Annotated in this window: 24 protein-coding genes; 10 read left to right on the top strand and 14 right to left on the bottom strand. The window is 38.2% G+C overall.

The window, feature by feature from the left end; translation table 11 throughout:
- Positions 1–29: 29 nt before the first annotated feature.
- The 6 genes from HRT50_RS06540 to fdx all read left to right on the top strand — a co-directional run bounded on the left by HRT50_RS06540 (position 30) and on the right by fdx (position 5,178).
- Positions 30–1,244, top strand: coding sequence for an IscS subfamily cysteine desulfurase (locus HRT50_RS06540; protein WP_291612578.1), 1,215 nt, complete (start codon positions 30–32; stop codon positions 1,242–1,244).
- Between the two features lie 128 nt (positions 1,245–1,372).
- On the top strand, positions 1,373–1,756 hold the full coding sequence (gene iscU / locus HRT50_RS06535) for a Fe-S cluster assembly scaffold IscU (protein ID WP_291612576.1): 384 nt from the start codon (positions 1,373–1,375) through the stop codon (positions 1,754–1,756).
- An 11-nt stretch (positions 1,757–1,767) separates the two neighbouring features.
- A complete protein-coding gene (gene iscA / locus HRT50_RS06530) occupies positions 1,768–2,091 on the top strand; it encodes an iron-sulfur cluster assembly protein IscA (RefSeq protein ID WP_291612574.1) in 324 nt (107 codons plus the stop codon).
- Between the two features lie 159 nt (positions 2,092–2,250).
- Positions 2,251–2,778 (top strand): co-chaperone HscB, encoded by a 528-nt coding sequence (gene hscB / locus HRT50_RS06525; RefSeq protein ID WP_291612572.1) that lies wholly within the window; start codon positions 2,251–2,253, stop codon positions 2,776–2,778.
- Positions 2,779–2,896: 118 nt separating this feature from the next.
- Positions 2,897–4,759, top strand: a complete 1,863-nt coding sequence (gene hscA / locus HRT50_RS06520; RefSeq protein WP_291612570.1) for a Fe-S protein assembly chaperone HscA — start codon at positions 2,897–2,899, stop codon at positions 4,757–4,759.
- An 80-nt stretch (positions 4,760–4,839) separates the two neighbouring features.
- Positions 4,840–5,178 carry an ISC system 2Fe-2S type ferredoxin gene (gene fdx / locus HRT50_RS06515; RefSeq protein WP_291612568.1) on the top strand — a complete coding sequence of 113 codons (339 nt, stop codon included), beginning with the start codon at positions 4,840–4,842 and terminating at the stop codon, positions 5,176–5,178.
- 264 nt (positions 5,179–5,442) lie between these two features.
- Here the strand turns inward: fdx and HRT50_RS06510 are convergent, their stop codons facing one another.
- Positions 5,443–7,770, bottom strand: coding sequence for a peptidase U32 family protein (locus HRT50_RS06510; RefSeq protein WP_291612565.1), 2,328 nt, complete (start codon positions 7,768–7,770; stop codon positions 5,443–5,445).
- Between the two features lie 147 nt (positions 7,771–7,917).
- Here HRT50_RS06510 and HRT50_RS06505 point away from each other — a divergent pair, with 147 nt between their 5' ends.
- A complete protein-coding gene (locus HRT50_RS06505) occupies positions 7,918–8,631 on the top strand; it encodes a glutathione S-transferase (RefSeq protein WP_291612563.1) in 714 nt (237 codons plus the stop codon).
- Positions 8,632–8,663: 32 nt separating this feature from the next.
- Here HRT50_RS06505 and HRT50_RS06500 read toward each other — a convergent pair whose 3' ends face one another.
- Positions 8,664–9,212 (bottom strand): NUDIX hydrolase, encoded by a 549-nt coding sequence (locus tag HRT50_RS06500; protein WP_291612561.1) that lies wholly within the window; start codon positions 9,210–9,212, stop codon positions 8,664–8,666.
- A 233-nt stretch (positions 9,213–9,445) separates the two neighbouring features.
- Here HRT50_RS06500 and HRT50_RS06495 point away from each other — a divergent pair, with 233 nt between their 5' ends.
- Positions 9,446–11,140 carry a pseudouridine synthase gene (locus HRT50_RS06495; protein ID WP_291612559.1) on the top strand — a complete coding sequence of 565 codons (1,695 nt, stop codon included), beginning with the start codon at positions 9,446–9,448 and terminating at the stop codon, positions 11,138–11,140.
- Between the two features lie 105 nt (positions 11,141–11,245).
- On the opposite strand, the gene HRT50_RS06490 is transcribed toward HRT50_RS06495, so the two are convergent.
- Together HRT50_RS06490 and HRT50_RS06485 are read right to left on the bottom strand one after the other, a co-directional pair.
- On the bottom strand, positions 11,246–11,443 hold the full coding sequence (locus HRT50_RS06490) for a helix-turn-helix transcriptional regulator (protein ID WP_291612556.1): 198 nt from the start codon (positions 11,441–11,443) through the stop codon (positions 11,246–11,248).
- Entirely contained in the window at positions 11,440–11,778 is a 339-nt protein-coding gene (locus HRT50_RS06485) for a hypothetical protein (RefSeq protein WP_291612549.1), read from the bottom strand. The genes HRT50_RS06490 and HRT50_RS06485 overlap by 4 nt, the downstream gene beginning before the upstream one ends.
- Positions 11,779–12,020: 242 nt before the next feature.
- Here HRT50_RS06485 and HRT50_RS06480 point away from each other — a divergent pair, with 242 nt between their 5' ends.
- Positions 12,021–12,290 (top strand): response regulator, encoded by a 270-nt coding sequence (locus HRT50_RS06480; protein WP_367238845.1) that lies wholly within the window; start codon positions 12,021–12,023, stop codon positions 12,288–12,290.
- A 156-nt stretch (positions 12,291–12,446) separates the two neighbouring features.
- Here the strand turns inward: HRT50_RS06480 and HRT50_RS06475 are convergent, their stop codons facing one another.
- From HRT50_RS06475 to HRT50_RS06430, 10 genes are all read right to left on the bottom strand, one after another.
- Positions 12,447–13,673 carry an EAL domain-containing protein gene (locus tag HRT50_RS06475; protein WP_291612548.1) on the bottom strand — a complete coding sequence of 409 codons (1,227 nt, stop codon included), beginning with the start codon at positions 13,671–13,673 and terminating at the stop codon, positions 12,447–12,449.
- 46 nt (positions 13,674–13,719) lie between these two features.
- Positions 13,720–14,826 carry a chemotaxis response regulator protein-glutamate methylesterase gene (locus tag HRT50_RS06470; RefSeq protein WP_367238844.1) on the bottom strand — a complete coding sequence of 369 codons (1,107 nt, stop codon included), beginning with the start codon at positions 14,824–14,826 and terminating at the stop codon, positions 13,720–13,722.
- On the bottom strand, positions 14,816–15,328 hold the full coding sequence (locus HRT50_RS06465; RefSeq protein ID WP_291612546.1) for a chemotaxis protein CheD: 513 nt from the start codon (positions 15,326–15,328) through the stop codon (positions 14,816–14,818). The genes HRT50_RS06470 and HRT50_RS06465 overlap by 11 nt, the downstream gene beginning before the upstream one ends.
- A 42-nt stretch (positions 15,329–15,370) precedes the next feature.
- Positions 15,371–16,183: a CheR family methyltransferase gene (locus tag HRT50_RS06460; protein ID WP_291612544.1), complete on the bottom strand. Its 813-nt coding sequence runs from the start codon at positions 16,181–16,183 to the stop codon at positions 15,371–15,373.
- A 100-nt stretch (positions 16,184–16,283) separates the two neighbouring features.
- The gene (locus HRT50_RS06455) at positions 16,284–17,960 is read right to left on the bottom strand and encodes a methyl-accepting chemotaxis protein (protein WP_291612542.1); all 1,677 of its coding nucleotides are present in this window, start codon (positions 17,958–17,960) and stop codon (positions 16,284–16,286) included.
- A 41-nt stretch (positions 17,961–18,001) separates the two neighbouring features.
- On the bottom strand, positions 18,002–18,478 hold the full coding sequence (locus HRT50_RS06450) for a chemotaxis protein CheW (protein WP_291612540.1): 477 nt from the start codon (positions 18,476–18,478) through the stop codon (positions 18,002–18,004).
- Between the two features lie 113 nt (positions 18,479–18,591).
- The gene (locus HRT50_RS06445) at positions 18,592–20,826 is read right to left on the bottom strand and encodes a chemotaxis protein CheA (protein ID WP_291612538.1); all 2,235 of its coding nucleotides are present in this window, start codon (positions 20,824–20,826) and stop codon (positions 18,592–18,594) included.
- Positions 20,823–21,173, bottom strand: coding sequence for a hypothetical protein (locus tag HRT50_RS06440; protein ID WP_291612536.1), 351 nt, complete (start codon positions 21,171–21,173; stop codon positions 20,823–20,825). Before HRT50_RS06440 ends, HRT50_RS06445 begins: the two co-directional genes overlap by 4 nt.
- A 69-nt stretch (positions 21,174–21,242) precedes the next feature.
- On the bottom strand, positions 21,243–21,605 hold the full coding sequence (locus HRT50_RS06435) for a response regulator (RefSeq protein WP_291612534.1): 363 nt from the start codon (positions 21,603–21,605) through the stop codon (positions 21,243–21,245).
- A 44-nt stretch (positions 21,606–21,649) separates the two neighbouring features.
- Positions 21,650–22,837: a methyl-accepting chemotaxis protein gene (locus HRT50_RS06430; protein WP_291612531.1), complete on the bottom strand. Its 1,188-nt coding sequence runs from the start codon at positions 22,835–22,837 to the stop codon at positions 21,650–21,652.
- A 371-nt stretch (positions 22,838–23,208) separates the two neighbouring features.
- On the opposite strand from HRT50_RS06430, the gene HRT50_RS06425 reads away from it, so the two are divergent.
- On the top strand, positions 23,209–23,592 hold the full coding sequence (locus tag HRT50_RS06425; protein ID WP_291612529.1) for a hypothetical protein: 384 nt from the start codon (positions 23,209–23,211) through the stop codon (positions 23,590–23,592).
- Positions 23,593–23,618: the final 26 nt, after the last annotated feature.

The following is a 23,618-nucleotide window of genomic DNA, read 5'->3' as shown; positions in this document are numbered from 1 at the left end:
AAAGATTTACCATCGGAGAGAGTTAGCGAATGAAGCTTCCTATATATTTTGATTACTCAGCTACTACACCAGTAGATAAACGTGTCGCAGAAAAAATGATGCAATATATGACCACAGATGGTCATTTTGGTAACCCTGCGTCACGTTCACATAAATTTGGTTGGCAAGCCGAAGAAGCGGTTGATATCGCTCGTAATCAAGTTGCTGAATTAATTAATGCCGACCCACGTGAAATCGTTTTCACTTCAGGTGCAACCGAATCAAATAACTTAGCCATTAAAGGTGCTGCTAATTTTTATCACAAACGTGGTAAACACATTATTACCAGCAAAACTGAACATAAAGCGGTCTTAGATACTTGTCGAGAATTAGAGCGTCAAGGCTTTGAAGTGACTTACCTTGACCCAGAAGAAAATGGTTTAATTGATTTAAATAAATTAAGTGACGCCATGCGTGATGACACAGTATTAGTGAGCATCATGCATGTAAACAATGAAATAGGTGTTATTCAAGACATCAATGAAATTGGTGAGATTTGTCGAGCACGTAAAATTGTTTTTCATGTTGATGCCGCGCAAAGTGCCGGTAAAATTAACATTGATATGCAAACATTGAAAGTTGATTTACTGTCGATTTCTGCACATAAAATGTACGGACCTAAAGGTATAGGCGCATTATATGTGTCCCGTAAACCTCGCATTCGTCTTGAAGCACAAACTCACGGTGGCGGACATGAACGTGGTATGCGTTCAGGTACTTTAGCGACGCATCAAATTGTTGGTATGGGTGAAGCGTGTCGTTTAGCTAAAGCAGAAATGGCGCAAGATCTTGCTCATGTTACTGCAATGCGTGACCGTTTATGGGCTGGTGTGAACAGCATGGAACAAGTGTTTGTTAACGGCGATTTTGATAAACGTTACCCTGGTAACTTAAATGTCAGCTTCAACTTTGTTGAAGGTGAGTCACTTATCATGGCATTGAAAGATTTAGCGGTATCTTCTGGTAGTGCTTGTACATCGGCGAGTCTAGAGCCTTCTTATGTACTTCGTGCTTTAGGACTAAATGATGAAATGGCACATAGCTCAATTCGCTTTAGTTTTGGCCGCTTTACTACTGCAGAAGAAATTGATTACGCAATTAAGTTAATTAAAAACTCAATCGGTCACTTACGTGATATGTCACCGCTTTGGGAAATGTTTAAAGACGGTATCGATTTAGATTCAATTGAATGGGCTGCTCACTAAACTATATTTAACAACATTATGTTTAGTAAAATAGTTCAGCACTTTAGATAAATTTGGTGTCAAATAAAGTGTATTAAGTAATTTCTGGAATTACCTAATCACAATTTGGCACAAGTTAGGAGAGTAACATGGCTTACAGCGAAAAAGTATTAGACCACTATGAGAACCCACGTAACGTTGGTTCAATGGACAAAAACGATCCATCAGTAGCTACTGGTATGGTTGGCGCACCTGCGTGTGGCGACGTGATGAAGTTACAACTTAAAATATCGAAAGATGGCATCATTGAAGATGCAAAATTCAAAACCTACGGTTGTGGCTCAGCAATTGCGTCAAGCTCATTGGTTACTGAATGGGTAAAGGGCAAGTCAATTGAAGAAGCGGGTAAAATTAAAAATACCGATATTGCTGAAGAGTTAGCTTTACCACCGGTAAAAATTCATTGTTCTATCTTGGCTGAAGATGCCATTAAAGCAGCGATTGAAGATTATAAAAGTAAACAAGGTAAATAACGGAGAAAACAATGTCTGTTACCATGACACCTGCAGCAGCTGAACGTGTTCAGTCGTTCATGCAAAATCGTGGCACAGGGCTTGGACTTCGCTTAGGTGTTAAAACTACCGGCTGTTCAGGTCTTGCTTATGTGCTTGAGTTTGTTGATGATTTAAATGAAGATGATCAGTTGTTCTCTATTGATGATGTCAACATTATCATTGATGCGAAAAGCTTGGTTTTTCTTGACGGCATTGAGCTCGACTTTGTTAAAGAAGGCTTAAATGAAGGCTTTAAATTCACTAACCCTAACGCCAAAGGCGAATGTGGGTGTGGTGAGAGCTTCAACGTATAATTTGTCTATTGATCTCTGTGTTACTTTAACCAGGTTCATCGTCAGAAGTGCTCATTGACTAGCGTCAACTCCGCGCTCCTTCCTTGAACCTGAGCTAAAATAACTTTGAGCTAAACAGAAAATCTATTTCGTTACTTTGGTACTTAGAGAAAACTCATAGTGAATTACTTTCAATTATTCGGCATTGAAGCCTCTTTCGATGTCGATTTACAAAATTTATCATCAAATTATCAAACCCTACAAAAGACTGTCCATCCTGACAAGTTTGCTCACGCATCAGCGCAAGAACAACGCATTGCCGTACAAAAGTCTGCGCAAATTAATGACGCTTATCAAACGCTAAAACAACCATTATTACGTGCTGAATATATATTAATTCAACGCGGTGTGGATATGCCTAACGAACAGCATTCTTTTGGTGATACGAGCTTTTTAATGCATCAAATGGAATTGCGAGAAATGCTTGAGGACGTTAAGTCTGCCGGTGATGTTGATGCCGCCCTGCTTGAAGTTCAACGAGTGTTATCGAGTGAATACTTACAGCTCACTCAACTGATGAGGGCACAAATAAGTGAAAATAACTCAGCATCTAATGGTGCAGCATGCGATAATTTACGCAAATTAAAGTTTTATCAAAAGTTAAATGTTGAAGTGGATCGCCTTGAAGATGCTTTGTTTGATGACTAGCAATGCTAGCAGAAATCAATAATTAACAGCCAAGCACATTAGTATTTAACATTTAACATTTAACATTTAACATTTAACATTTACCATTAACCTAAACTCAGATCATTGAATTAACATCATGGCTTTATTACAAATTGCAGAACCCGGTCAAAGTACCGTTCCTCACGAACATAGATTAGCTGCTGGCATCGATCTTGGTACCACCAACTCCTTGATAGCCAGTGTGCAAAGCGGTAACGCACGTACTTTGAGCGATGGTCAAGACCGTGATTTATTGCCCTCTATTGTCAGTTATCAAGCAGACAATATCTTAGTGGGTCATACCGCTCAAGCATTTAGCATTGAAGATGCACCGAATACCATTACTTCTGCTAAGCGTTTAATAGGACGCTCACTGCCAGATATTCAAAGTAAATATCCATCTTTACCCTATGAATTTTGTGGTGACGAGAATCATCCTGAAATTATGACCAGACAAGGCGCTATTAACCCAGTGCAAGTGTCAGCAGAAATATTAAAAAGCTTAAAACTACGTGCACAAGCTGCTTTAGGCGGCGAGCTAACAGGCGTTGTTATTACAGTGCCTGCTCACTTTGACGATGCTCAAAGGCAAAGTACCAAAGATGCGGCAAAATTAGCGGGTGTTACTGTATTACGGTTATTAAATGAACCAACGGCTGCAGCAGTTGCTTATGGACTAGACTCAGGGCAAGAAGGTATTATTGCTGTCTATGACCTAGGCGGTGGTACTTTTGATATTTCTATATTACGTTTAAATAAAGGTGTCTTTGAAGTATTAGCGACCGGTGGCGATTCGGCACTTGGTGGTGATGACTTTGATGTTGTGCTTGTTGACTATCTCGTTGAGCAAGCCGGTCTACAAAGACCTTTATCTCCTTCGCTCGAGCGTCAGTTGATGCAACAAGCTTGTTTTGCTAAAGAGCAGTTAACCGATACCGAACAAGTTGCTATCAATCTATCGCTTGATAATGGTAAAAGTTGGTCAATAAACTTCACCAAGACGCAGTTAAATGAACTTATTGGCTCATTAGTTAATAAAACATTACGTGCTTGTCGACGTACACTTAAAGATGCCAGCATTACCATTGGTGAAGTGGTAGAGGTTGTTATGGTAGGTGGTTCAACACGTGTACCTTTAGTACGTAGCGAAGTTGAAAAGTACTTTAATCAGACACCTTTAACCTCAATTGACCCGGATAAAGTGGTTGCTATTGGCGCTGCTATTCAAGCGGATATTTTAGCGGGTAATAAACCCGATAGTGATATGTTATTACTTGACGTTATTCCATTGTCTCTTGGTCTTGAAACTATGGGCGGCTTAGTTGAAAAAGTCATCCCACGAAATACCACTATTCCTGTAGCAAAAGCGCAAGAATTTACCACTTTTAAAGATGGCCAAACAGCCATGGCGGTACACGTATTACAAGGTGAGCGCGAGTTAGTTGATGATTGTCGTTCATTAGCTCGTTTTGAGTTACGTGGCATTCCACCGATGACTGCTGGTGCTGCCCATATCAGAGTTACATTTAACGTTGATGCAGATGGTTTACTCTCGGTAACGGCGATGGAAAAATCTACAGGTGTTGAATCAAGTATTGAAGTTAAACCTTCATTTGGTCTTGATGACAATCAAATTAGTCAGATGATTAAAGATTCAATGAGCAACGCTGCTGAAGATATGCAAGCGCGTATGCTAAGAGAGCAACAAGTTGATGCATCACGTGTTATTGAATCAGTACAAGCGGCCTTAGCTGCGGATAGTAAATTGCTTAACAGTGATGAGATTAGCGTTATTGAAAGTGCGATTAAGCTCCTCGCTCAAGTAAGCCAAGGTAGTGATATTAAGGCGATAGAAAGTGCCCTTGATAAGTTAAACGATAGTACGGCAATATTTGCGGAACGTCGTATGGATAGTTCAATTAGCCAAGCCCTTGCTGGCCAATCGGTTGATAAGCTTTAGCTTATCTTCAGATAATATTTAATTTATATTTAATTCATATTTAAGAATGGCGAAAGCCTTGCAAGCAGAGAATAGATAAAATGCCAAAAATTATATTTTTACCTCATGAAGAATTATGCCCAGATGGCGCAGTTGTTGAAGCCGAAAAAGGTGAGAGCGTACTTAACGTAGCGTTAAGAAATGATATTGGAATAGAGCATGCGTGTGAAAAAGTATGTGCCTGTACAACTTGTCACGTTATTATTCGCGAAGGTTTTGACTCTATAGAAGAAGGCGATGAACTTGAAGAAGATATGCTTGATAAAGCATGGGGTTTAGAGCCGGAGTCTCGCCTAAGCTGCCAATCAATTGTTGGTGATGAAGATTTAGTGGTCGATATCCCTAAATACACAATAAATATGGTTTCTGAGAATCACTAGCTAACTGCTAATTACTCAGGTAAATAAAAGGCTAATAACATGAGAATGTTGTTAGCCTTTTTTGTTTGCCCAGGGAAGTTGGCAAACCCGATAGGCTGAAAGAAGCCTTATCACCCCGACTAAGGGGAAGGTAATCTGAATGGCAAAGGCGTTACTGGCAAAAGTGTCAGCCTTTGAACAAGGCCTTAGTCCGGGCTTTATTTATTCTTTACCGCTATAAAGTAAATCCTATCAAAGACAGACGTTAAATGAGAACCTAGGAGATTAAAGGCCGTTATGGTATTGCACATTGGTTGACTCAGGCACGAGAGAGTTAAGTGCGTCTTGTGCACTTACTTGCTCACTTGATAGTTCAATTGCATTGCCAAATGACTCGCTCTTACTGTGTTTAAGTAACAGTTCAAAATGCTCAATAAGGGCAACTTTGTCAGGTGACTCTTTATCGCCAGCACCAATATTAGTTAAATCAATCATAAAACCATCAAATAATTGCGTTAAATCTTTGATTATTTCGGTATTTAAAAATTGATCGTTATTATAAATACTTGGGTAACCCGCTTTTTGCTTATCAATAGCAAAAGAAACGCCTTTAAGATTGGTGATGCTGGTCGATTTATCGCAAGAAAGCATGCAGCCATTATCAATGCGAGGTTTTTCACAACCGACACTTTGTTGGAAGAAACACTGTCTGCTGGTCATTAATAAAATTGGGTGGTACACGCTGTAGAGCATTTTAAAGTTCTCAGGGCGAGCAATAGTCTTCATCTGTTGACGGTTAATTTCATTAGAAATAAAAGCGCCGCTACAATTAAAGCTTTCTTTCATCGCTAATAGTGCATAAGAATTGGTGGTATTTAAGAAAGGTCCGGCAATCCATTCAATGCCTAATTCAAACGCTCTATTGGCAATACCAGTATTATTGGTGACAATTAACTTAGGTTTAACTTGTTCTAAAATATTAACCGCAACATCATAATCTTTACCAATTAATACCGATGGGAACCAAGGAATAAGACGTGGGTTCTTTTGGAAAAATCCAACATATTTAGTACAACCACGTTTATAAGCATCAGGCAGTTTAAAGTAAATATCAGCATCAGTTACATCGCTAAGATTGATGTCGCTCTCATCGGATATTAATAGTGATAATTTAGCGACCTCATCTTTTTTCGCATGACGTACTAGTTTTGGTAGCTCTACTTCAGCTATTACTGGAGTACCGTCATTGAGTAAGGCGGCTATCTTATTCTTAAGAGCAGTAAGCTCTTTAAAAGGAATGGTGACACCATGTGGTATAGCGTCTGTATTTAATTCGTTTAAGTTAAACTCTGCGTTGTTAAAGCTTTTAAAACGCTTTTCAATGGCGCTATGGTCAATGCAATTCTTTTCGCTGGCGATAAGTGAACGTTCAGAGTGCATAACATACGTTTGCTCTGGCGTAACTTGCTCGGAAAAGCCAGTACTTTCCGCTGTATTAATTTTGATGGAAACGGTTAAAGGTTTGCCTACTTCACCTGTGAATACTAGTGAAAGAGTACGTTTTTCAATACTAAGGTGTTTTATTTTATCAAATACATCCGCGTGAATTTGTTCTTTTTCATCACTTAGTTTTTGTTCAACGTCTTGTATTTGTACCACAGAGATAGCGTTACTTTTATCTATAGCGTAATATTTTGAATTATCCCGGGGGTTTTCAATAAACATCGATTGGTTTAAATCACCACGTAAAAACGCATTAGAGAAGTCACGATTAAATACTTTATAAAGTCGCTCGCCGTCTTCAAGTAATTCACCGGTCGCAACAAAACCATCTATTTGTTTACGGAAACTATCAATAACGGTATGTACATAGCTTGCGCCCTTGATACGACCTTCCACTTTAAATGAATGAACACCCGCTTCTATCAGTGCCGGTAAATCAAAAAAGGCTGAGTTGTCTTTAATATTTAATGGGAATTTATTACCTGATTCGGTAGGTTTATATTCTTCACGACAAGCTTGGCTACAACGGCCTCGATTACCTGAATTACCCACACTAGCAGAGGTTGAATAACATAAACCAGAAAAAGCGACACATAATGAGCCATGGACAAATACTTCGGTAAGCACGTTTTCTTCCTGTGATACTTTAGTTATTGCGCTGATTTCTTTTAAGTTTAATTCACGCGATAAATTAACACGCGAGGCGCCCAGCTTTTTCAAAAATGGGATTTGACCAATGTTATGGGTAGTTAACTGGGTCGAGGCGTGAATATCCAGCGTAGGAAAATGCTTTTTAAGGATATAAAGCATGCCTAAATCTTGCACAATTACGCCATCAAGTGTGGTGTTAGCCAGTTTACTTAATAACTTAGCAAGGGTTTTAAATTCTCGCTCGAGAATAATGATATTAAGCGTTAAGAATATTTGGCAGTCATACTGGTGTGCGAGCCTAATAATACGGACGAGTTCATCAAAAGAAATATTAGCAGCACGGTTTCTGGCATTAAAAGTATCTAAACCACAGTACACCGCATCTGCGCCAGCAATAATTGCCGCTTTTATCGCATCTATATCACCACCGGGGGCTAATAATTCTATTTTAGGACTCATTTACTACAACTTTAGCCATTTAAACGGCGGTTAAATTTCAAAGGGGGGATTTTACTCGTATAATGGGCCAATGAATACTGTTTAAGCCGCTTATTTATTATGAGAATGACGACTATTAATAATATCGGCATGGGGAAATAGCTATCAATGACTGTAAGTTTTAATAAAAATGTTAATGACACGAGTACCTTACCTATCCTTTATTCGTTAAGAAATTGTCCATATGCCATGCGCGCAAGGTTAGCTATTTTTAAAGCGAAGCAGACGGTATTATTACGAGATTTAGTTTTAAGTAATAAGCCTGAAGAAATGATAGCGGTATCGCCGAAAGCTACAGTACCAGTATTAGTATTGACAAATGGCACAGTTATAGAAGAAAGTTTAGAGGTTATGTTATGGGCTTTGCACCAAACAGATCCCGCTGATTTATTACAAAGACACAATGGTGATCAGAAACCTTGTCAGGAAGAGGGCGCATTAGCTGAAATGCTGTCACTCATTAATGAATTTGATACCGGCTTTAAAACTTGCTTAGAAGCCTATAAATGCGCGAAACGCTATCAAGAAGATAATATTGCTCAGTGCCGCGAAGCTTGTCAGCAATATATAAATCAATTAGAGCAGCGTCTAACTAAGCATTCTTATATAATTTCAGATAAAGAAAGTTTAGCTGATATTGCTTTAATGCCTTTTATTCGACAATTTGCTCGAATAGAGCGTCAGTGGTATTTGCAATCACCTTACCCAAGGGTAAGGCAATGGCTAAATAATTATTTGCAGAGCCCGGTCTTTACCAAAGTTATGGCAAAACATCCGTTGTGGGTAGATAATCAGCAAGATGTTCTTTTTGGCGGTAACTAAGCCGCTAGTTAAGCATGTAACTAAGCAGATACTTAAGCAGGTAATGATTGCTTTAATAATTCACTGACAATAAGCTTTAATAAAAAGGTTTCACGTTCAATCGAGAGACCTTTCTTTTCACTTTGTGCAATAGTTTCTTCGTTGTGAACTATGGCCTGATGAATATTCATCCATACGGGGTGCATGCCATTACTCAGCTCATGGGCTTCAAGTTCAGGCTCAAGTAATTCATCATCAATGGTGCAGGTATAACAATAAGACTGCATATGCACAATATCAAAGTTATCTTTATGCCATGGTCTGAACTCCTCATAGAGCCCAAACTCAGTAATGTTTTTAACATTATGTGCACCAGTTTCTTCTTTAAGCTCACGAACTAGACCATCGATATTACTTTCACCAGCATCTATACCACCACCGGGTAAGCTGTAGTCGTGATATCGCTTAGTATAAAGTAGCAATATATTGTCACCATTAAGCACTATGGCTCTGCTGGCTTTACGGATAAAGTGTTGCTTATCAGAGGAACTAAGAGCAAGAGGGGTAATATCTGGATGAATAGTTGATTTAAGTAAGCGCATAATATGAGGAGTTATAAAATTTATACTGCTTTAAATGGGGGGGATTTTAAATTAATCAATGTAAAGCAAGGAATGACCATGAAGTTTTATCCATTGTTCTTAAGGTGACAAACGATTAAAATAGCCGTTATATATTTTGATTCGCTTGACTAATATTGAATTGAAATCAGTCTTACTGGTAAGTCCACTTTTTTTGTGTCGTACCTTTATTGTAATTGTTTTGAGCGTTATCTATGCAAATAATTGATCCTTGTTTTACTCGTTTTAAGTCTTCTATTGATTCTTATAATTTACCCGAACGTTTCACTTTCCCATTTTACTATCAGCCTCACCCTTTGTGTTTATTAGCGGCAGAAGAGCTGCAAGTCAGCCTAGATCAGAAAAAAGCATTGCAGCATGACTTTAGCCAAAGTGGAAAAATGTTTGGTGTACTTTTAGTAGAAAATGCTCAAGGGGAACTAGGCTACCTTTCAGGATTTTCAGGTAAATTGGCAGATAATAATGATCTTACTCATTTTGTGCCACCGGTAGATGATTCAATCAATACCGAGTTCTTTAAAGTAGAGCAAAAGGTAATTAATGACCTTAACGCTCAGCTTGCTTTGTTAGAAGCTAATCCCGGCATTGAAGTAAAGCAGCGCGTATTAGCCGAATTAACATCTGTAGCGAATAACGATTTTAGTCAATTACAAAGCCAAAATTCGGCACAAAAAAAAGCAAGGAAAGCACAACGTAACTTAGCTGCGACTTCTCTTTCAGATGCTGAACTCACTTTGCTAAAAGATAAATTGGCAAAAGAAAGTGTTGCTGATAAAAACGAATTGAAATATTTGAAACTATCTTGGCAAGAAAAGCTCTTAAAAGCTCAACAAGGGGTAGATACTTTACTTGATGTTATTGTTTCGATTAAAGAGCAAAGATCATTATTATCAAACTCATTACAGCAGAAACTATTTGAGCAGTATCGTTTTCTAAATATTAAGTTAGAAGAAAAAAACTTAACTGATTTATTTATTGATACGGCTTTTCATCATAAATATGGTGTTCCACCAGCTGGCGCAGGAGACTGTGCCGCGCCTAAACTTTTACAATATGCCTTTAAAGCTGGCTTGAAGCCTATCGCTTTAGCTGAGTTTTGGTGGGGCAAGTCGCCTAAGTCTGAAGTAAGGCAGCATAAAAATTTCTACACCGCCTGTATTGGCAAGTGCCAGCCCATTTTAACGCATATGCTTAGCGGTATGCTTATTGATGATAACCCACTGTTGAAAAGCTTATCAGAAGATAAAAACGTAGAAATTATCTATGAAGATGATGTGATGGCGGTGATTAATAAACCCAGCGAACTTTTGTCGGTACCAGGTAAAAGTATTAGTGACTGTGTTCATAGCCGAATGAAGTTACTCTTCCCTAAAGCAAGCGGGCCACTTATTGTGCACCGTCTTGACATGTCGACCTCTGGTTTGATGGTTATTGCGTTAACTAAGCAAGCTCATAAGAATTTACAACAGCAGTTTATCAAACGCACTGTAGAAAAGAGATATGTTGCTTTATTATCTGGCTGCCCAAAGCAGTTAGTAGACAATGAGGAAGGGTTAATTAGTTTACCTCTAGCGGGTGACTTTGATGATAGACCAAGACAAATGGTTTGTTTTGAAACGGGTAAAGAAGCTGAAACCAAATGGCAGCGTATTGCTTTTGAACAGCAAGGTGAGCAAACGTTAACTAGGATTCATCTATACCCTAAAACAGGTCGAACACATCAACTTCGAGTGCATTGTGCTCATCACCTAGGCTTTAATACGCCAATTGTCGGTGATGATTTATATGGGGCTAAAGCGAATCGATTACACTTACATGCCGAAATGTTAAAACTTAACCACCCAACAACAAATGAAGCTATGGCGTTTACTGTCGCTGCCAAGTTTTAAAGAGTAGCCGTTAACAAGTTAATAACTAGCAAAAAGTCGCGTTAAAGTAATATGTCTATAGGTTATATTAACGTGACTGACTTTTAATGGAATTTAGTTTTTATACTATTCAACTTCGTCGTGGAAAATATCTTCAATGGTTAAGTTAAATAATCTTGCCGCTTTAAATGCTAAGGGCAAACTAGGATCAAACTTACCCTTTTCAATAGCATTAATCGTTTGTCTCGATACTTCCAAGGCACTAGCAAGCTGAGCTTGTGTCCAGTCACGCTCTGCACGTAACACTTTCAAACGATTTTTCATTGGTACTTCCTATGACCTGAGACTACAGCCAACCCATAGATTATTACCATTAAGAAAACTATATGAGGTATTTCTGGTTGGTAAGTAATTAGCTTGATATCTTCTAGCAACTCATAACTTAAGCCAACAACTAAGCCAACAACTAAGCCAACACCTAAGGATAATGCCATGGCTTCTAGCAATATAGTGCGTTGCATTTCATCTAGACCACGTAAATAATCTCTGTTGGCAATTAACATTTTAAAACCTACAGCAAGGTTTATAAGCACAGCTGTAATTGTTAAAGCGGTGTTGAAGTCCCAAATAAACTTTGGAGCAAAAGTGGCAATAGCCATGGTGACTACCCAAGCTATAGTCCATGCTTTTAAGGTTACAGTATTAGCATTATTTTTTGTTTGGTAATTATTTTTTTCACAATCTTGCTTTACATAAAGATTGGTTTGCTAGTCTTTATATCTAAATGTCAGAGGGAAAAGAGCATATTATTGATGCAGTGGAAAAGCAGCCATGTGACGCTATAATTTTTAGTCAGATCTTTACTTAATATGTAAGTCTTTAACCAAAGGGATTTAACAAGATGAAAATATTAGTTGTTGATGACATGCCATCAATGTGCCAAGTTATGCTGCATATGTTAGCTAGTTTAGGTCATAACGACCCCGATGAAGCTAGCTGTGGCTTGCATGCGCTGAAAATGTTGCGATTAAATGATTATGATTTATTAATTACCGACTTACATATGCCTAATTTAGATGGCGAGCAGTTGCTAAGTAAAATAAGACAAGATAAAAAACTCCATAACTTGCCTGTGTTAATGGTGTCTTGTGAAGATGATAAGGCTCAATAATGATACTTATTGCCAGTGAAGTAACAGGCTTTATGGTAAAGCCCTTTAACTGTAATACCTTGAAAAACAATTGTATTGGATAAGTTCTAATAGGAATATTGCATAATAGCTATGATATCTAAGGGGTTATAATGTTATCAGTACAAGGTGATAGTTCTAGTGATTACTCTCTTGCGCTTGTTTTTCATGTAAGTCATGGCGTATTTTAGCTAAGTCAACTTGCAGCCAATGAATTAACTTTTTAGGGTCCATAGGTTTAGCAAAGTAATAGCCTTGTATTAAGTCTACTTTTAATTGAAAAAGTATCTTAAAGTCATCAAAGTTTTCAACCCCTTCAGCTACCGTCGTTAAGCCTAAATCTTTAGCAAGATTGACCGTGCTTTTTAATATTGCTAATTGCTGAGGCCTAGTAGCAACATTATCAACTAAAATACGATCTAGTTTTAACTCGGTGGCGGGTACTCTAGATAACTGTTGAGCATTAGCAAAGCCAGTACCATAGTCATCAATTGCCAGTTTAAAGCCTTTTAATCTTAATTTAGCTAGCGTCTCTATCGCAGTTGATATTTCGCCACAAATAGCATTTTCAGTTACCTCTAGGACAATTTCCTTTGGTTCAATATTATGGAGTGCAACTTGACTGGATATTTTTTCAGCAAGGTCATTATCTGCCAGAGATAGTGGTGATAGATTGAAAGCGAGATGAAAATTTATGCCATGATCTCGCCACTGTACTTTTTGTTTGAGTGCGATATCAAATAAATAATGAGTTAACTCAGAAATAATACCAAATTCCTCCGCGGCAGTAATAAACTCTACCGGAGATACGAAACCTAATTTGGGATGATTCCAACGAGCTAAGGCTTCTACGCCTTTGAGCAATAAGCCTTTACAGGTCAATTTTGGTTGATAAAATAAGGTGATTCGTTGCTCTTTTATACCATTAATTAAGTCATCAATTACTAACCTATTATATATTTTATGAGTTTCATTACTATTGGTATGAGTTTTTAGTCTATTCAAGCTATTAACTAGGTCATTAATTTGCATAGGCTTTTTAAATGTACCTAGGACAATTAAACCGTCAGATTCAGCCATGGTGCCAATACTTGAAATCAAGGACGGATCTTTTGAGCTTAAAATTATTACCGATTGTGCCAATTTGTTTTTAGCAATTTTTCGTGATAATTCAACGCCATCCATTATTGGCATTTCTAAGTCGATGAAAACGACATCAAATTTTTCCTCTGATAGTTTATCAATAGCGTCCACGCCATTAATGGCACCCACTACATTGCTAACACCTTGATCTAAGCACATGTTCATTACATGGTTTCGTTGCACATTACTGTCATCAACAACTAATACATTTAATTTATTCATAAAACTACTCATAAGGTTAATTTTACTATCAAGATAATCTTTACTTTTAATGCTTAATTAGCTCCGCTATTTCACTTAAATCAACAATCTTTTGCGCTGCACCCAGTTTTATTGCTTCTTTGGGCATACCAAACACTACACTCGAACTCTCATTTTGAGCCATAGTCTTACTGCCGACATTTTTCATTGTTAGTAAGCCTTGAGCGCCATCATTTCCCATCCCCGTCAGAATAATGCCAGTGGCGTTCTGTTTAGCACTGTTTGCTAGTGACTTAAACAACACATCAACCGAAGGGCAGTGTCTGTTTACGGCAGGACCTTCTGAAACAATGGCAATATATTGCGCACCTGAGCGTTTTACTTGTAAGTGTTTACCACCGGGAGCAATAAGAACTCTACCAGGAATAATTCTATCACCAGAGCTGGCTTCTAAAACTTCTAACTCACATAAAGAGTTTAGTCTATCAGCAAAGGCTTTGGTAAATTTCTCGGGCATATGCTGAACTACCACTATGCCAGGGCATGTTGCTGGCAGAGCGGTAAGTATCTTTTCAAGGGCTATAGTTCCGCCAGTGGATGAGCCAATAGCGATAACTCTGTCTGTGGTGTGAGTCATGGATACTAAGTCAGTTTCTGCAGCTAAATTTGAGTTACTTAGTACCGACTCAATAATAGATTTAGTTTCTATATTGTTAATTTCAGGTGAAGAGAGTTGAGTATTAGTAATGACCGGACTAACAAGGGGCTTTTGCAATCTAGCCTTTGCTGCGGCGCGGACAACAGATTTTATTTGAGCGGCTGCTTCTTCTAAAAAGTTCTTTAAGCCCATTTGGGGCTTGGTAATAATATCAACCGCTCCAGCAGCCAATGCATTTAAAGAAAGTTCAGCGCCTTTTTCAGCGAGAGATGAGCAAATAACGACAGGGGTTGGACGCTCAGCCATAATTTTTTTTAAAAAAGAGATACCATCCATACGCGGCATTTCAATATCGAGCACTATGACTTCAGGCCATTGCTTTTGCATTTTACGGTAAGCGAATATTGGATCATTGGCCACAGCATAAACCTCTATATCGGTTGAGTCGTTGAGTATTTGCGAGATAACTTGCCTGACTACAGCTGAGTCATCAACTATCATTACTTTAATGCTCACTATAGGCTCCTTTATCTTCTTTATAGTTAATAACTGTGATACTTCCTGTAGTCAAATCTAAAATAACACTACGACCATATTGACCTAAAGTATCTTGCTTACCAATCGTTAGCGCGTTTTTCTTTGCCCAGTTTTCGGCAAACTTAACATTAACTTCGCCAATGGAGGGAGAGGTTAAACTAGGGTACATATTACTGCCGCCATAAAGTGCTAAATCATACTCATCTAATGGGTGAAGTAAGGCCATTTTTTTTAATAAATAATCCAGAGCTTCGTCTCCATAACGATATTTTTGCATTACTTGTGATGATTTAGTGTTATCTGCTTCTTGTGTTAATAAGTAGTGACACATGCCAGCCGTTTTACTCTTTGCATGCCAAATAGTAACCGCCACACAAGATCCTAAAATTGTTTTTAACTGTTTTATAGCATTACTTTCTTGCAGCTGAGAAAAGTACACCTCGCCTGGCTGTAAAGTAATGCCACTATTATCTTGGCTCATCGACCTTCTCCCAATAAACTACTTTTACTTTATTAATAATCCTTAACTCGTACGTTGATAAATTGCTGGTTTTATTAATTCAAATGAGTGCTCTAAACCATGTAAGGTTTCGGAGTGGCTAATAAAGAGATAGCCATCTTTATTTAGACATTTTTGCAGACCATTAATTATTTTTTGACGCGTTTTATCATCAAAATAAATCATCACATTACGAATAAAGATAAGATCAAATTTTCCTAAACTGGCCATGTTGTCAAGTAAGTTGAAATAGAAAAAGTGTAGCCGCTTTCTTAATTCTGGCTTTACTCTCATATAACCTTCAAATTCGTCAGTGCCTTTAACGCAATAAGTTTGCCGGTACTTTTTAGGAAGTAATTTAGTTCTATCATCAATATATATTCCTTTGCGAGCGTGGGCTAATACAGACTTGTTAACATCAGAAGCGACAACGGACCAAGGCGTAGGACAATGTTCATTAAGCAGCATGGCAATACTGTAAGGCTCTTCACCTGAAGAGCTAGCAGCGCTCCATACTTTATACTCTCGGTTAGGGTTTATCTTTGGCAAGATTGCATTGGCCAAATATTCAAAGTGTTTCTCTTCGCGAAAGAAAAAAGTTTCATTTGTGGTCATCAACTCCAAAGCAACTTCTAGTTCATTACTATTATCAGGGTTGGTAATGAATCTAAAATAATCAGAGAAACCATTAACTTGGCTATGCTTAACGCGTTTTAACAGGCGGTGACCTAGCATCATGCGCTTTTGTTTGGCTAAATGAATACCTAGTTTGTCATAAACTAGCTTTTGAAAGAGGGTATAAACCTCCTCAGAAGGTAGTGTTTCCAATGTACTCATTATGGTTAACCCTTGCATTATGTAACCTTAACTCTTTATGAGCTACTAATTGCCACTGTAAAGTGAGTAATTAGTAGCTCAGTGTTATCACTAATAAAGTTTAATAGCTAACAAACTTATTATCGTCATCATCTCGATTACTGCCATCTTTGATTAATTTACTCACCGATCTTTTAGGGCTTGAACTTGAACCAGTATTTATTGATGAACTGCTGTTTGATGATATAGCTTTCGGTAGAGGAGAGGCTTCTAAGGTGAAATAGTTTACCGATTCTTGTAGCTGTAATGCTTGAATATTCATTTCTTCAGAGGTTGCACTGAGCTCTTCTGAAGCCGCAGCATTATGTTGCATCGTTTGATTTACTTGAGCAATGGCTTCATTAATTTGATGAACCCCAGAGGCTTGCTCTGAAGAAGCTGCGGCAATTTCTTGTACCAAATCTGCCGTTTTATTAATTGAAGGTACCATTTCTTTTAGCGATTTACCGGCCAAATCGGCACGTTTTACGCTATCTTTAGCTAATTCACCAATTTCTTGAGCTGCGACTTGACTACGCTCAGCAAGCTTTCGTACTTCTGAGGCAACTACAGCGAAACCTTTACCGTGATCTCCCGCGCGACCCGCTTCAATAGCGGCGTTAAGTGCCAAAAGGTTGGTCTGGTATGCTATATCATCAATAACACTTATTTTTTCGGCAATTTTTTGCATGGCATCAACGGTTTCAGATACTGCCTCCCCACCAATAGTTGCTTCTTTTGACGCTTGTTGCGCCATACCATTGGTGATGCCAGCATTTTCATTGTTTTGTGAGATAGACGCTGACATTTCTTCCATCGAAGCCGATGTCTCTTCAACACTGGCAGCTTGTACTGAAGCACCTTTAGCAATAGTTTGTGCGGTGGAGTTTACTTCTGTGGAGGCGGAAGATAAAGCTTCTGAAGATGACCTGACATCGTGAATAATGGTGGCTAATTGGTTTTTCATGTTAGTGATACTATAAAGCAGGGAGTTCTTATCATTGTGCTTTAATTCAATTTCAATACTTAAGTCACCATTGGCAACTTGATTACAAACATGCGCCGCATAACGAGGGTCACCACCTAATGTTTTAAATAAATCATTAAAGATAAATACCATTAAGCCTAAAATAATAAAGCCTTCAATAAAAGAAAAAGTGATTAAAGCAGATTTGTTTTTAGCAAACTCTTCCTCCATAGCCGTATGATTATCAGCAATTATTTCCTTGAAGTCTCTTTCTGTATTTTCAGCTAATTCGGTCATGCCTTTACTCGCGGGTCTATCAACACCACTGACACTTTTATCTACCTTCTTCCCTGTTAAGGGGTCTTTACTATTAAAATTATCCAAGGCTTTTAAGTAGGCAACTTTTAGCTGCTCATGGGCTAGTTTAACATCCTCTATGGCTTGAGAATCAAGGGATAACTCTTTGGATTTTTTAATAGCATGAGCTAATAACGATTGTACTTTATCAGAGCTTTTTTTAAATCTAGTAGCATACTTATCGAACTGTTTTTTATTATTGCCTCGAATTAAGATGTTTTTCCATTCTTGAACTTGAGTTTTAAAAATTACATGAGCATTGGTTAAAGCGGTTAATATCTCAACATTTTGTTTAACTAAAACAAAGCTCTTTTCGGTTGAATCTCGAAATTTCGAAAGTTCATTGACTGCCTCCCAGCTTAACAATACTAGTGATAATACTACCAGAAGTCCCAAAAATAGAACTTTGGCTTTTAAGCTTATTCTTTCTAACATGTTGTTATCCTCTGCTCTCAAAATTATATTTAGTGACCGTTTTATTGCAGCTCTGCTTCAACTAAGTGGGCTAATTCCACCGGCGACAATGTTTTTTCAGCATCTAATAGCACAATAAACTCATCATCTTTTTTGGCTATACCTTGAATAAATTCTGCTCTTATTTTGGCTCCAAAAGCAGGGGCGTCTTCAATATCGCTAGCGGAAATATCTATAACTTCATTGACGGCATCTGCCAGTAAACCTAATACACAATGTTTTTCGCTAGAGTGTAATTCAATGACGATGACACACGTTCTTTTATGTATGGTAATAGGTTGGCGACCTAAGCGAACGCTCAAGTCGATTACCGGTACCACTTCACCACGTAGGTTTATTACCCCAGATATAAATTGCGGCATTAATGGCACGTGCGTGATACCTGCGTATTCAATAATCTCTCTCGTTTGATGCAAGTCCATACCAAAATGCTCATCTGCAATGGTAAAGGTTAAGAACTGGCTGGTTTTATCCACCATTGTATCCTCCGAATTATCATTTACTTACGTGTTAAGTAAGCTACTTCTTAAAAGCTTATGACTTGCTGTTTTTTACTTTTACCCGTTTTTTGGTAATAAACTTTCGGGTACGATTATTTATCTGGGCTCTTAATACTCTCCGGGCAAGAAACCTTGTTGGCTATTTCATTGGCGATAGCTAATTCAATTAATTGTGGAACATCTAAAATAAAAGCTATTTCACCATTGCCGAGTAGGCTAGAGCCACCTATACCTTTAAGGGCTTTAAAAATGGGTCCTAATGGTTTGACAACGGTTTGGATTTCACCATTAAGTCTATCGACAGCGATACCCGCAACATCACTGCCAAACTGAACTATAACTAACTCTCTTTTAGCGGTATGCCTCGTCATATGATCGGCAGCTTTCATCTTTTGGCTTGGGGCAAGGTTAAATATTTCGGACATATTTAGATAAGGGATCATATCGCCACGTAAATTAATACAATGCCGACCTTTAATGTCTTGGTGATTGGACAAATCTATACATTCTATGATAGTCGCTTGTGGAATAATAAAGTGTGTGCCTTTAGCTTCTACATGAAAACCATCAATAATAGCGAGAGTTAGAGGTAGTCGGATTTTAAACTCTGAACCAATACCTGTTTGTGAACTAATATCAATACTACCCTGTAATGCTTCTACATTACGTTTTACCACATCCATACCAACCCCACGTCCAGAAAGGTTTGTCACCGTTTCAGCGGTAGAAAAACCAGGGTGAAATATAAGATGAAATAGTTCGTTATCGCTCAATTGAGAGTCATTATTGATAATACCTTTTTCGATAGCTTTTTCTCTTATGCGCACTTTATTAATACCATTACCATCATCGCTGATGGCAATAACAATGTGCCCGCCTTCATGGTAGGCCGATAGCTTGAGCTGACCTTTAATGTTTTTTCCAGCAGCTTGTCGATCTTCTGTTGACTCTAGGCCATGGTCCATGGCATTTCGAACAATATGAGTAAGTGGATCACCCAGTTTTTCCACCATCAAGCGATCTAGCTCAGTATCTGCGCCATCTATAATTAATTCTACTTCTTTACCTAGTTCTTGCGAGGTATCTCTGACAAGGCGTTTAAAGCGCTGAAAAGTGCCACCAATAGGGACCATTCTCAAACTTAAGGCGGCATCACGGATTTGATTAGTAAAATTATCAAAATCGTCAACGGCTTCTACTAGCTGGGGATTTTTACTGTCTTTAGAGAGCAACTCAATGCGTTGTTGATTGATGACTAATTCACCGATGAGGTTAATTAGATGGTCTAATCGGCTTGAGTCAATACGAATCTGTTTGCCTTCAGGGGCTTGGGTTTTAGCTTGCTTCTGTTTAGTTAACGCAGTATTTATTGTAGTATCGGGATCTTTTCGTTCTTCAGCAGGTGACTCGTCGGGTTGATCCGTAATGGTTTGTTCTGAAACAGTTTTTTCTGTACTTGGTGAAGCTAAAGCCTGCTCGAGAGAGTGTCTAGTCAGTGATCCGCACTTCACCAATATATCACCAAGCCTTTGATTTTCCTCTGGCAGCTTATCAATTAATGTAAGGTAGTCTCCAATGGTTGCACTGGGTGGTAAAATGGTGATGTCAGAGTCATCTTGGACAAACATAAAGGTATTTTCTATTTCTTCTAAGCTAGCGTCAGACTGTAGTGCTATTTCATAGGCGAAATAAAGGCTTTCAGCATCAAAGTTATCAAGGGAAGGGAAGTTATCGACAATGGTTTCTATATGCTTGATCTCACCTAGGCTAGTAAGAAATTTGATGAAGGATAAGGGGTCCATGCCATTTTTAAGGCAGTCTGTTGATAGACGAAGGGAAATATGCCAAAGCTTGTCAGTACCTCCATCATCAGTTAGCTTTTGTTCGGGTTGGCTTTCCATGGCAGTACTAGTTTTTTTTACTGCGTCAATATTTTCTGTACTTGCCCAAGGAGCTAATGCGGCAAGTAAATCATTGTCTATTTTTTGTAGGTCCGCTTGTGCATTAAATTCATCGAGTGTGACACCAACTAAGCTTTGCATGTGATCACGACATTTGAAAATAACGTTGATTAAATCTGTATCTATTTCGATTTCTTTGTCTCTAGCACGGTCGAGTACATTTTCGACTACATGAGTAAAATTAACAATATGATCTAAGCCAAAAATACCTGCAGAGCCTTTGATAGTGTGCGCGGAACGAAAAATATCATTAAGCATTTCGTCATCACATTCACCCTCATCCATTTTTAGCAGCATATTCTCCATTGACTCTAAATGCTCTTGAGCCTCAACAAAGAAAGTTTGTAATATGGCATCTAAGCTCATTGCTTATCCTCTGCATTATCCGAGGTCAGTTCGGTAAAATCTTCAAAGTCAATAAAGTAGCGATTTAGTTGAAATAAGTTACTGTAATCGGTTAGTGCTTCTCCTAAGGTCGTTACTTGGTAACTACTCTTTTGTTCGCTGACTATCTTCATCAGCATAATCAGTAGTTGTACACCTGCGGTATCAATTTCACTAATATTGCCAAATTGGAATAATGTTATTTCTTTTACTTTTAGTTGCTGAAAGTGCTGTTGATAAGCATCCATAGCACAGTAAATAGTAAGCTCACCACTAATGGTGATTTCAGTACTATTATTCTGCTTTTGAGTGATTTTTATTTCAGCCATATTCTCTCAACCATTGTTATTTATTAAGCCTTCCTGACTGTAATATCAAACTTACTTTTGCTAAATCTGTTAAGTAAGCATAGTCACCGCTTGCAACATTTGTTCGGGCTTAAAAGGTTTTACCATCCAAGCTTTTGCTCCTATCGCTTTGCCTTGCCTTTTCATATCATCAGATGCTTCTGTGGTAAGCATAATGATGGGGGTAAACTTATATGCAGGCATTTGCTTAATTGCTTTAACCATATCAATACCGCCCATAATAGGCATATTGACATCGGAGACGATTAAATGGATTTTTTTACCGTCAAGTTTACTGAGGCCGTCTTTACCATCAACCGCTTCAATAACCTCATAACCGGCACCTTTTAACGTCATAGTAACTACTTGTCTGATACTGGCGGAATCATCGACTATTAAAATTGTTTTACTCATATTTCCCTACTATTTTTAGTATTAAGTGTTTTTGAGTTGGGTTTTTAAAAAAAGGTTATTTCATCACTTTTATTATCTTGTTTTTGTTCACTGCCATCATGGACTGACACTTGTTCTAATGTAGTGTAAGTACGTTTAATATTATTCAGCCATTGTTGGATATCTACAGGCTCTATCGGCAGTCCTTGGCTTATATTGTATTGGCATTGCTGATAGTTTGGGGCTAGCTTATTCATGTCATCAAAAATATGACCAAGTATTTGGCTTACCCTATCTTGGAATTGTAGTGATACCAGTACATCATCTATCGCCAATTGAACCGTGGTGTTTTCTTGTTCAAGTTGGTTAGCGCTGAGCATTATTTTTTCCCCTGCAACACTGTAATCATCGATGACTTGTTTTATTGTTTCTTCAGCGTTGTTAATGATAAGGGCGTCTTGCTCGGTAAACTCTTGGGTCTTGGTTAGGGTGTTTTGTAATGTGGCGTTAACTTGCTCAATGGTTTTAGATATTCGGGAACCTGTTTCTCCAGAGCGTGTTGATAAGGTTCTAACTTCATCGGCAACAACGGCAAAACCTCGTCCAGCTTCACCGGCACGTGCTGCTTCAATGGCGGCATTAAGCGCGAGCAAGTTAGTTTGTGAAGCTATCCCTGCAACTTCATCACCCATTTTAGACAGCTCTTCAGCAATGGAGGATAAATTATTTATTTCACTTAAAATTTGATCACGACCTACCATAGCGTCGTGTAAGGATTGAATAATGGTATTTAAAGACTGTTCAGATTGACTAATAATATTGGTTAAACCACTTTCGCCACTCATGTCGCCAGAGGTTTCTTGAGATGTATGAATAGCTTCGGCTAATTGCTCCTTAATTTGAGCAAAATTTGTTGCCAGCTGATTTATATTGTCATCACCTTGACCTCGCGCTAATGACGTTTGTCCAGCCCAGACCTCAATAATTTGATGGGCTAAATCTAAATATTGCTCTATATGAATATTATCTTGCTTCCTTGCTGAGGATGATTGCTCGGCTTCTAGCCGCTCTTTTTGATATGCCAATGAGATGTTTTTCTGAAAATAAAAACAAGCATAACCGCCGGCAATAACAGCTATGCCAAGGAGAATTGCTAATAGTATGCTTTGCCCACTATCAAGTAAGGCGAGTAATACGGAGATAGTGACAATGATAAAGCTAAGATTTAGTTTTTTTTGCAGGTCAATAAGCATTATTGTTCCTATAGATGATGGCGTGTGATTTACAATCAGTACATGGAAACTTTACCTTAAAAATAAAGCTAAAAAAGTAACGCTATAAATTAGCGTAGACAATGAAATTCAATAAAACAAGGATTGCTAGTTATATGCTAAGTGACTGACCGAACTAACTATTGTGATTATATTACTTTGGCTATTTTAGCTTTTTCTGTAGAGAAAATAGTCATAACAAAAGTTAGCAAGTTACCGTTAAAACTGGGTATAATTCCTTCAACGTTGTTTTGTAGATGTTTTTGTCACCTTAAGGTGAGCTCGTCTGAGCAATAACATCTATATCACCTGATTTTCCCATAAACTTTTAAATGACATTTTAGGAACACCTCTTGAATAAATACCTTATATCTCCTTTATTGCTCACCTTATTTCTGCAAGGTTGTGGTGGTAGTTCATCTAGTACTCCGCCAAAGCCACCAGAGCCAGTTGAATACAACTTCTCTTTAACATCACAGTTAACTAATGATTGCGGCGTTAGTAGTGCCTTCACTGACGTAGAACTGTTACTTCAAGATGAAACTTGGCAAACGATTAAGGTGTATCAACCGAATGAAAATGGTGAGTTTAGCTTCATCACTAATGATGAATTTATTAACTATACCTTAGTGGCACAAGACCAACAGGGCAGCGAAGCTCAAGGCTTGAATGTGGTTAGCTTTTATCAAGCCAGTAGTGCAACACCAGCGTATTACCAAGCGCAGTTTGATGACTAAGTTGATAATGCTAGTTGTGAGTGTAT

The organism is Colwellia sp., from assembly GCF_013215345.1.
Lineage (GTDB): Bacteria > Pseudomonadota > Gammaproteobacteria > Enterobacterales > Alteromonadaceae > Colwellia.
This window is presented reverse-complemented; position numbering and strand designations above follow the sequence as displayed.

Coding starts and splice junctions, on each gene's coding strand:
- HRT50_RS06540 (WP_291612578.1), top strand. CDS start 30: ATGAAGCTTCCTATATATTTTGATTACTCAGCTACTACACCAGTAGAT.
- iscU (WP_291612576.1), top strand. CDS start 1,373: ATGGCTTACAGCGAAAAAGTATTAGACCACTATGAGAACCCACGTAAC.
- iscA (WP_291612574.1), top strand. CDS start 1,768: ATGTCTGTTACCATGACACCTGCAGCAGCTGAACGTGTTCAGTCGTTC.
- hscA (WP_291612570.1), top strand. CDS start 2,897: ATGGCTTTATTACAAATTGCAGAACCCGGTCAAAGTACCGTTCCTCAC.
- fdx (WP_291612568.1), top strand. CDS start 4,840: ATGCCAAAAATTATATTTTTACCTCATGAAGAATTATGCCCAGATGGC.
- HRT50_RS06510 (WP_291612565.1), bottom strand. CDS start 7,770: ATGAGTCCTAAAATAGAATTATTAGCCCCCGGTGGTGATATAGATGCG.
- HRT50_RS06505 (WP_291612563.1), top strand. CDS start 7,918: ATGACTGTAAGTTTTAATAAAAATGTTAATGACACGAGTACCTTACCT.
- HRT50_RS06500 (WP_291612561.1), bottom strand. CDS start 9,212: ATGCGCTTACTTAAATCAACTATTCATCCAGATATTACCCCTCTTGCT.
- HRT50_RS06495 (WP_291612559.1), top strand. CDS start 9,446: ATGCAAATAATTGATCCTTGTTTTACTCGTTTTAAGTCTTCTATTGAT.
- HRT50_RS06490 (WP_291612556.1), bottom strand. CDS start 11,443: ATGAAAAATCGTTTGAAAGTGTTACGTGCAGAGCGTGACTGGACACAA.
- HRT50_RS06485 (WP_291612549.1), bottom strand. CDS start 11,778: ATGGCTATTGCCACTTTTGCTCCAAAGTTTATTTGGGACTTCAACACC.
- HRT50_RS06480 (WP_367238845.1), top strand. CDS start 12,021: ATGAAAATATTAGTTGTTGATGACATGCCATCAATGTGCCAAGTTATG.
- HRT50_RS06475 (WP_291612548.1), bottom strand. CDS start 13,673: ATGAATAAATTAAATGTATTAGTTGTTGATGACAGTAATGTGCAACGA.
- HRT50_RS06465 (WP_291612546.1), bottom strand. CDS start 15,328: ATGAGCCAAGATAATAGTGGCATTACTTTACAGCCAGGCGAGGTGTAC.
- HRT50_RS06460 (WP_291612544.1), bottom strand. CDS start 16,183: ATGAGTACATTGGAAACACTACCTTCTGAGGAGGTTTATACCCTCTTT.
- HRT50_RS06455 (WP_291612542.1), bottom strand. CDS start 17,960: ATGTTAGAAAGAATAAGCTTAAAAGCCAAAGTTCTATTTTTGGGACTT.
- HRT50_RS06450 (WP_291612540.1), bottom strand. CDS start 18,478: ATGGTGGATAAAACCAGCCAGTTCTTAACCTTTACCATTGCAGATGAG.
- HRT50_RS06445 (WP_291612538.1), bottom strand. CDS start 20,826: ATGAGCTTAGATGCCATATTACAAACTTTCTTTGTTGAGGCTCAAGAG.
- HRT50_RS06440 (WP_291612536.1), bottom strand. CDS start 21,173: ATGGCTGAAATAAAAATCACTCAAAAGCAGAATAATAGTACTGAAATC.
- HRT50_RS06435 (WP_291612534.1), bottom strand. CDS start 21,605: ATGAGTAAAACAATTTTAATAGTCGATGATTCCGCCAGTATCAGACAA.
- HRT50_RS06430 (WP_291612531.1), bottom strand. CDS start 22,837: ATGCTTATTGACCTGCAAAAAAAACTAAATCTTAGCTTTATCATTGTC.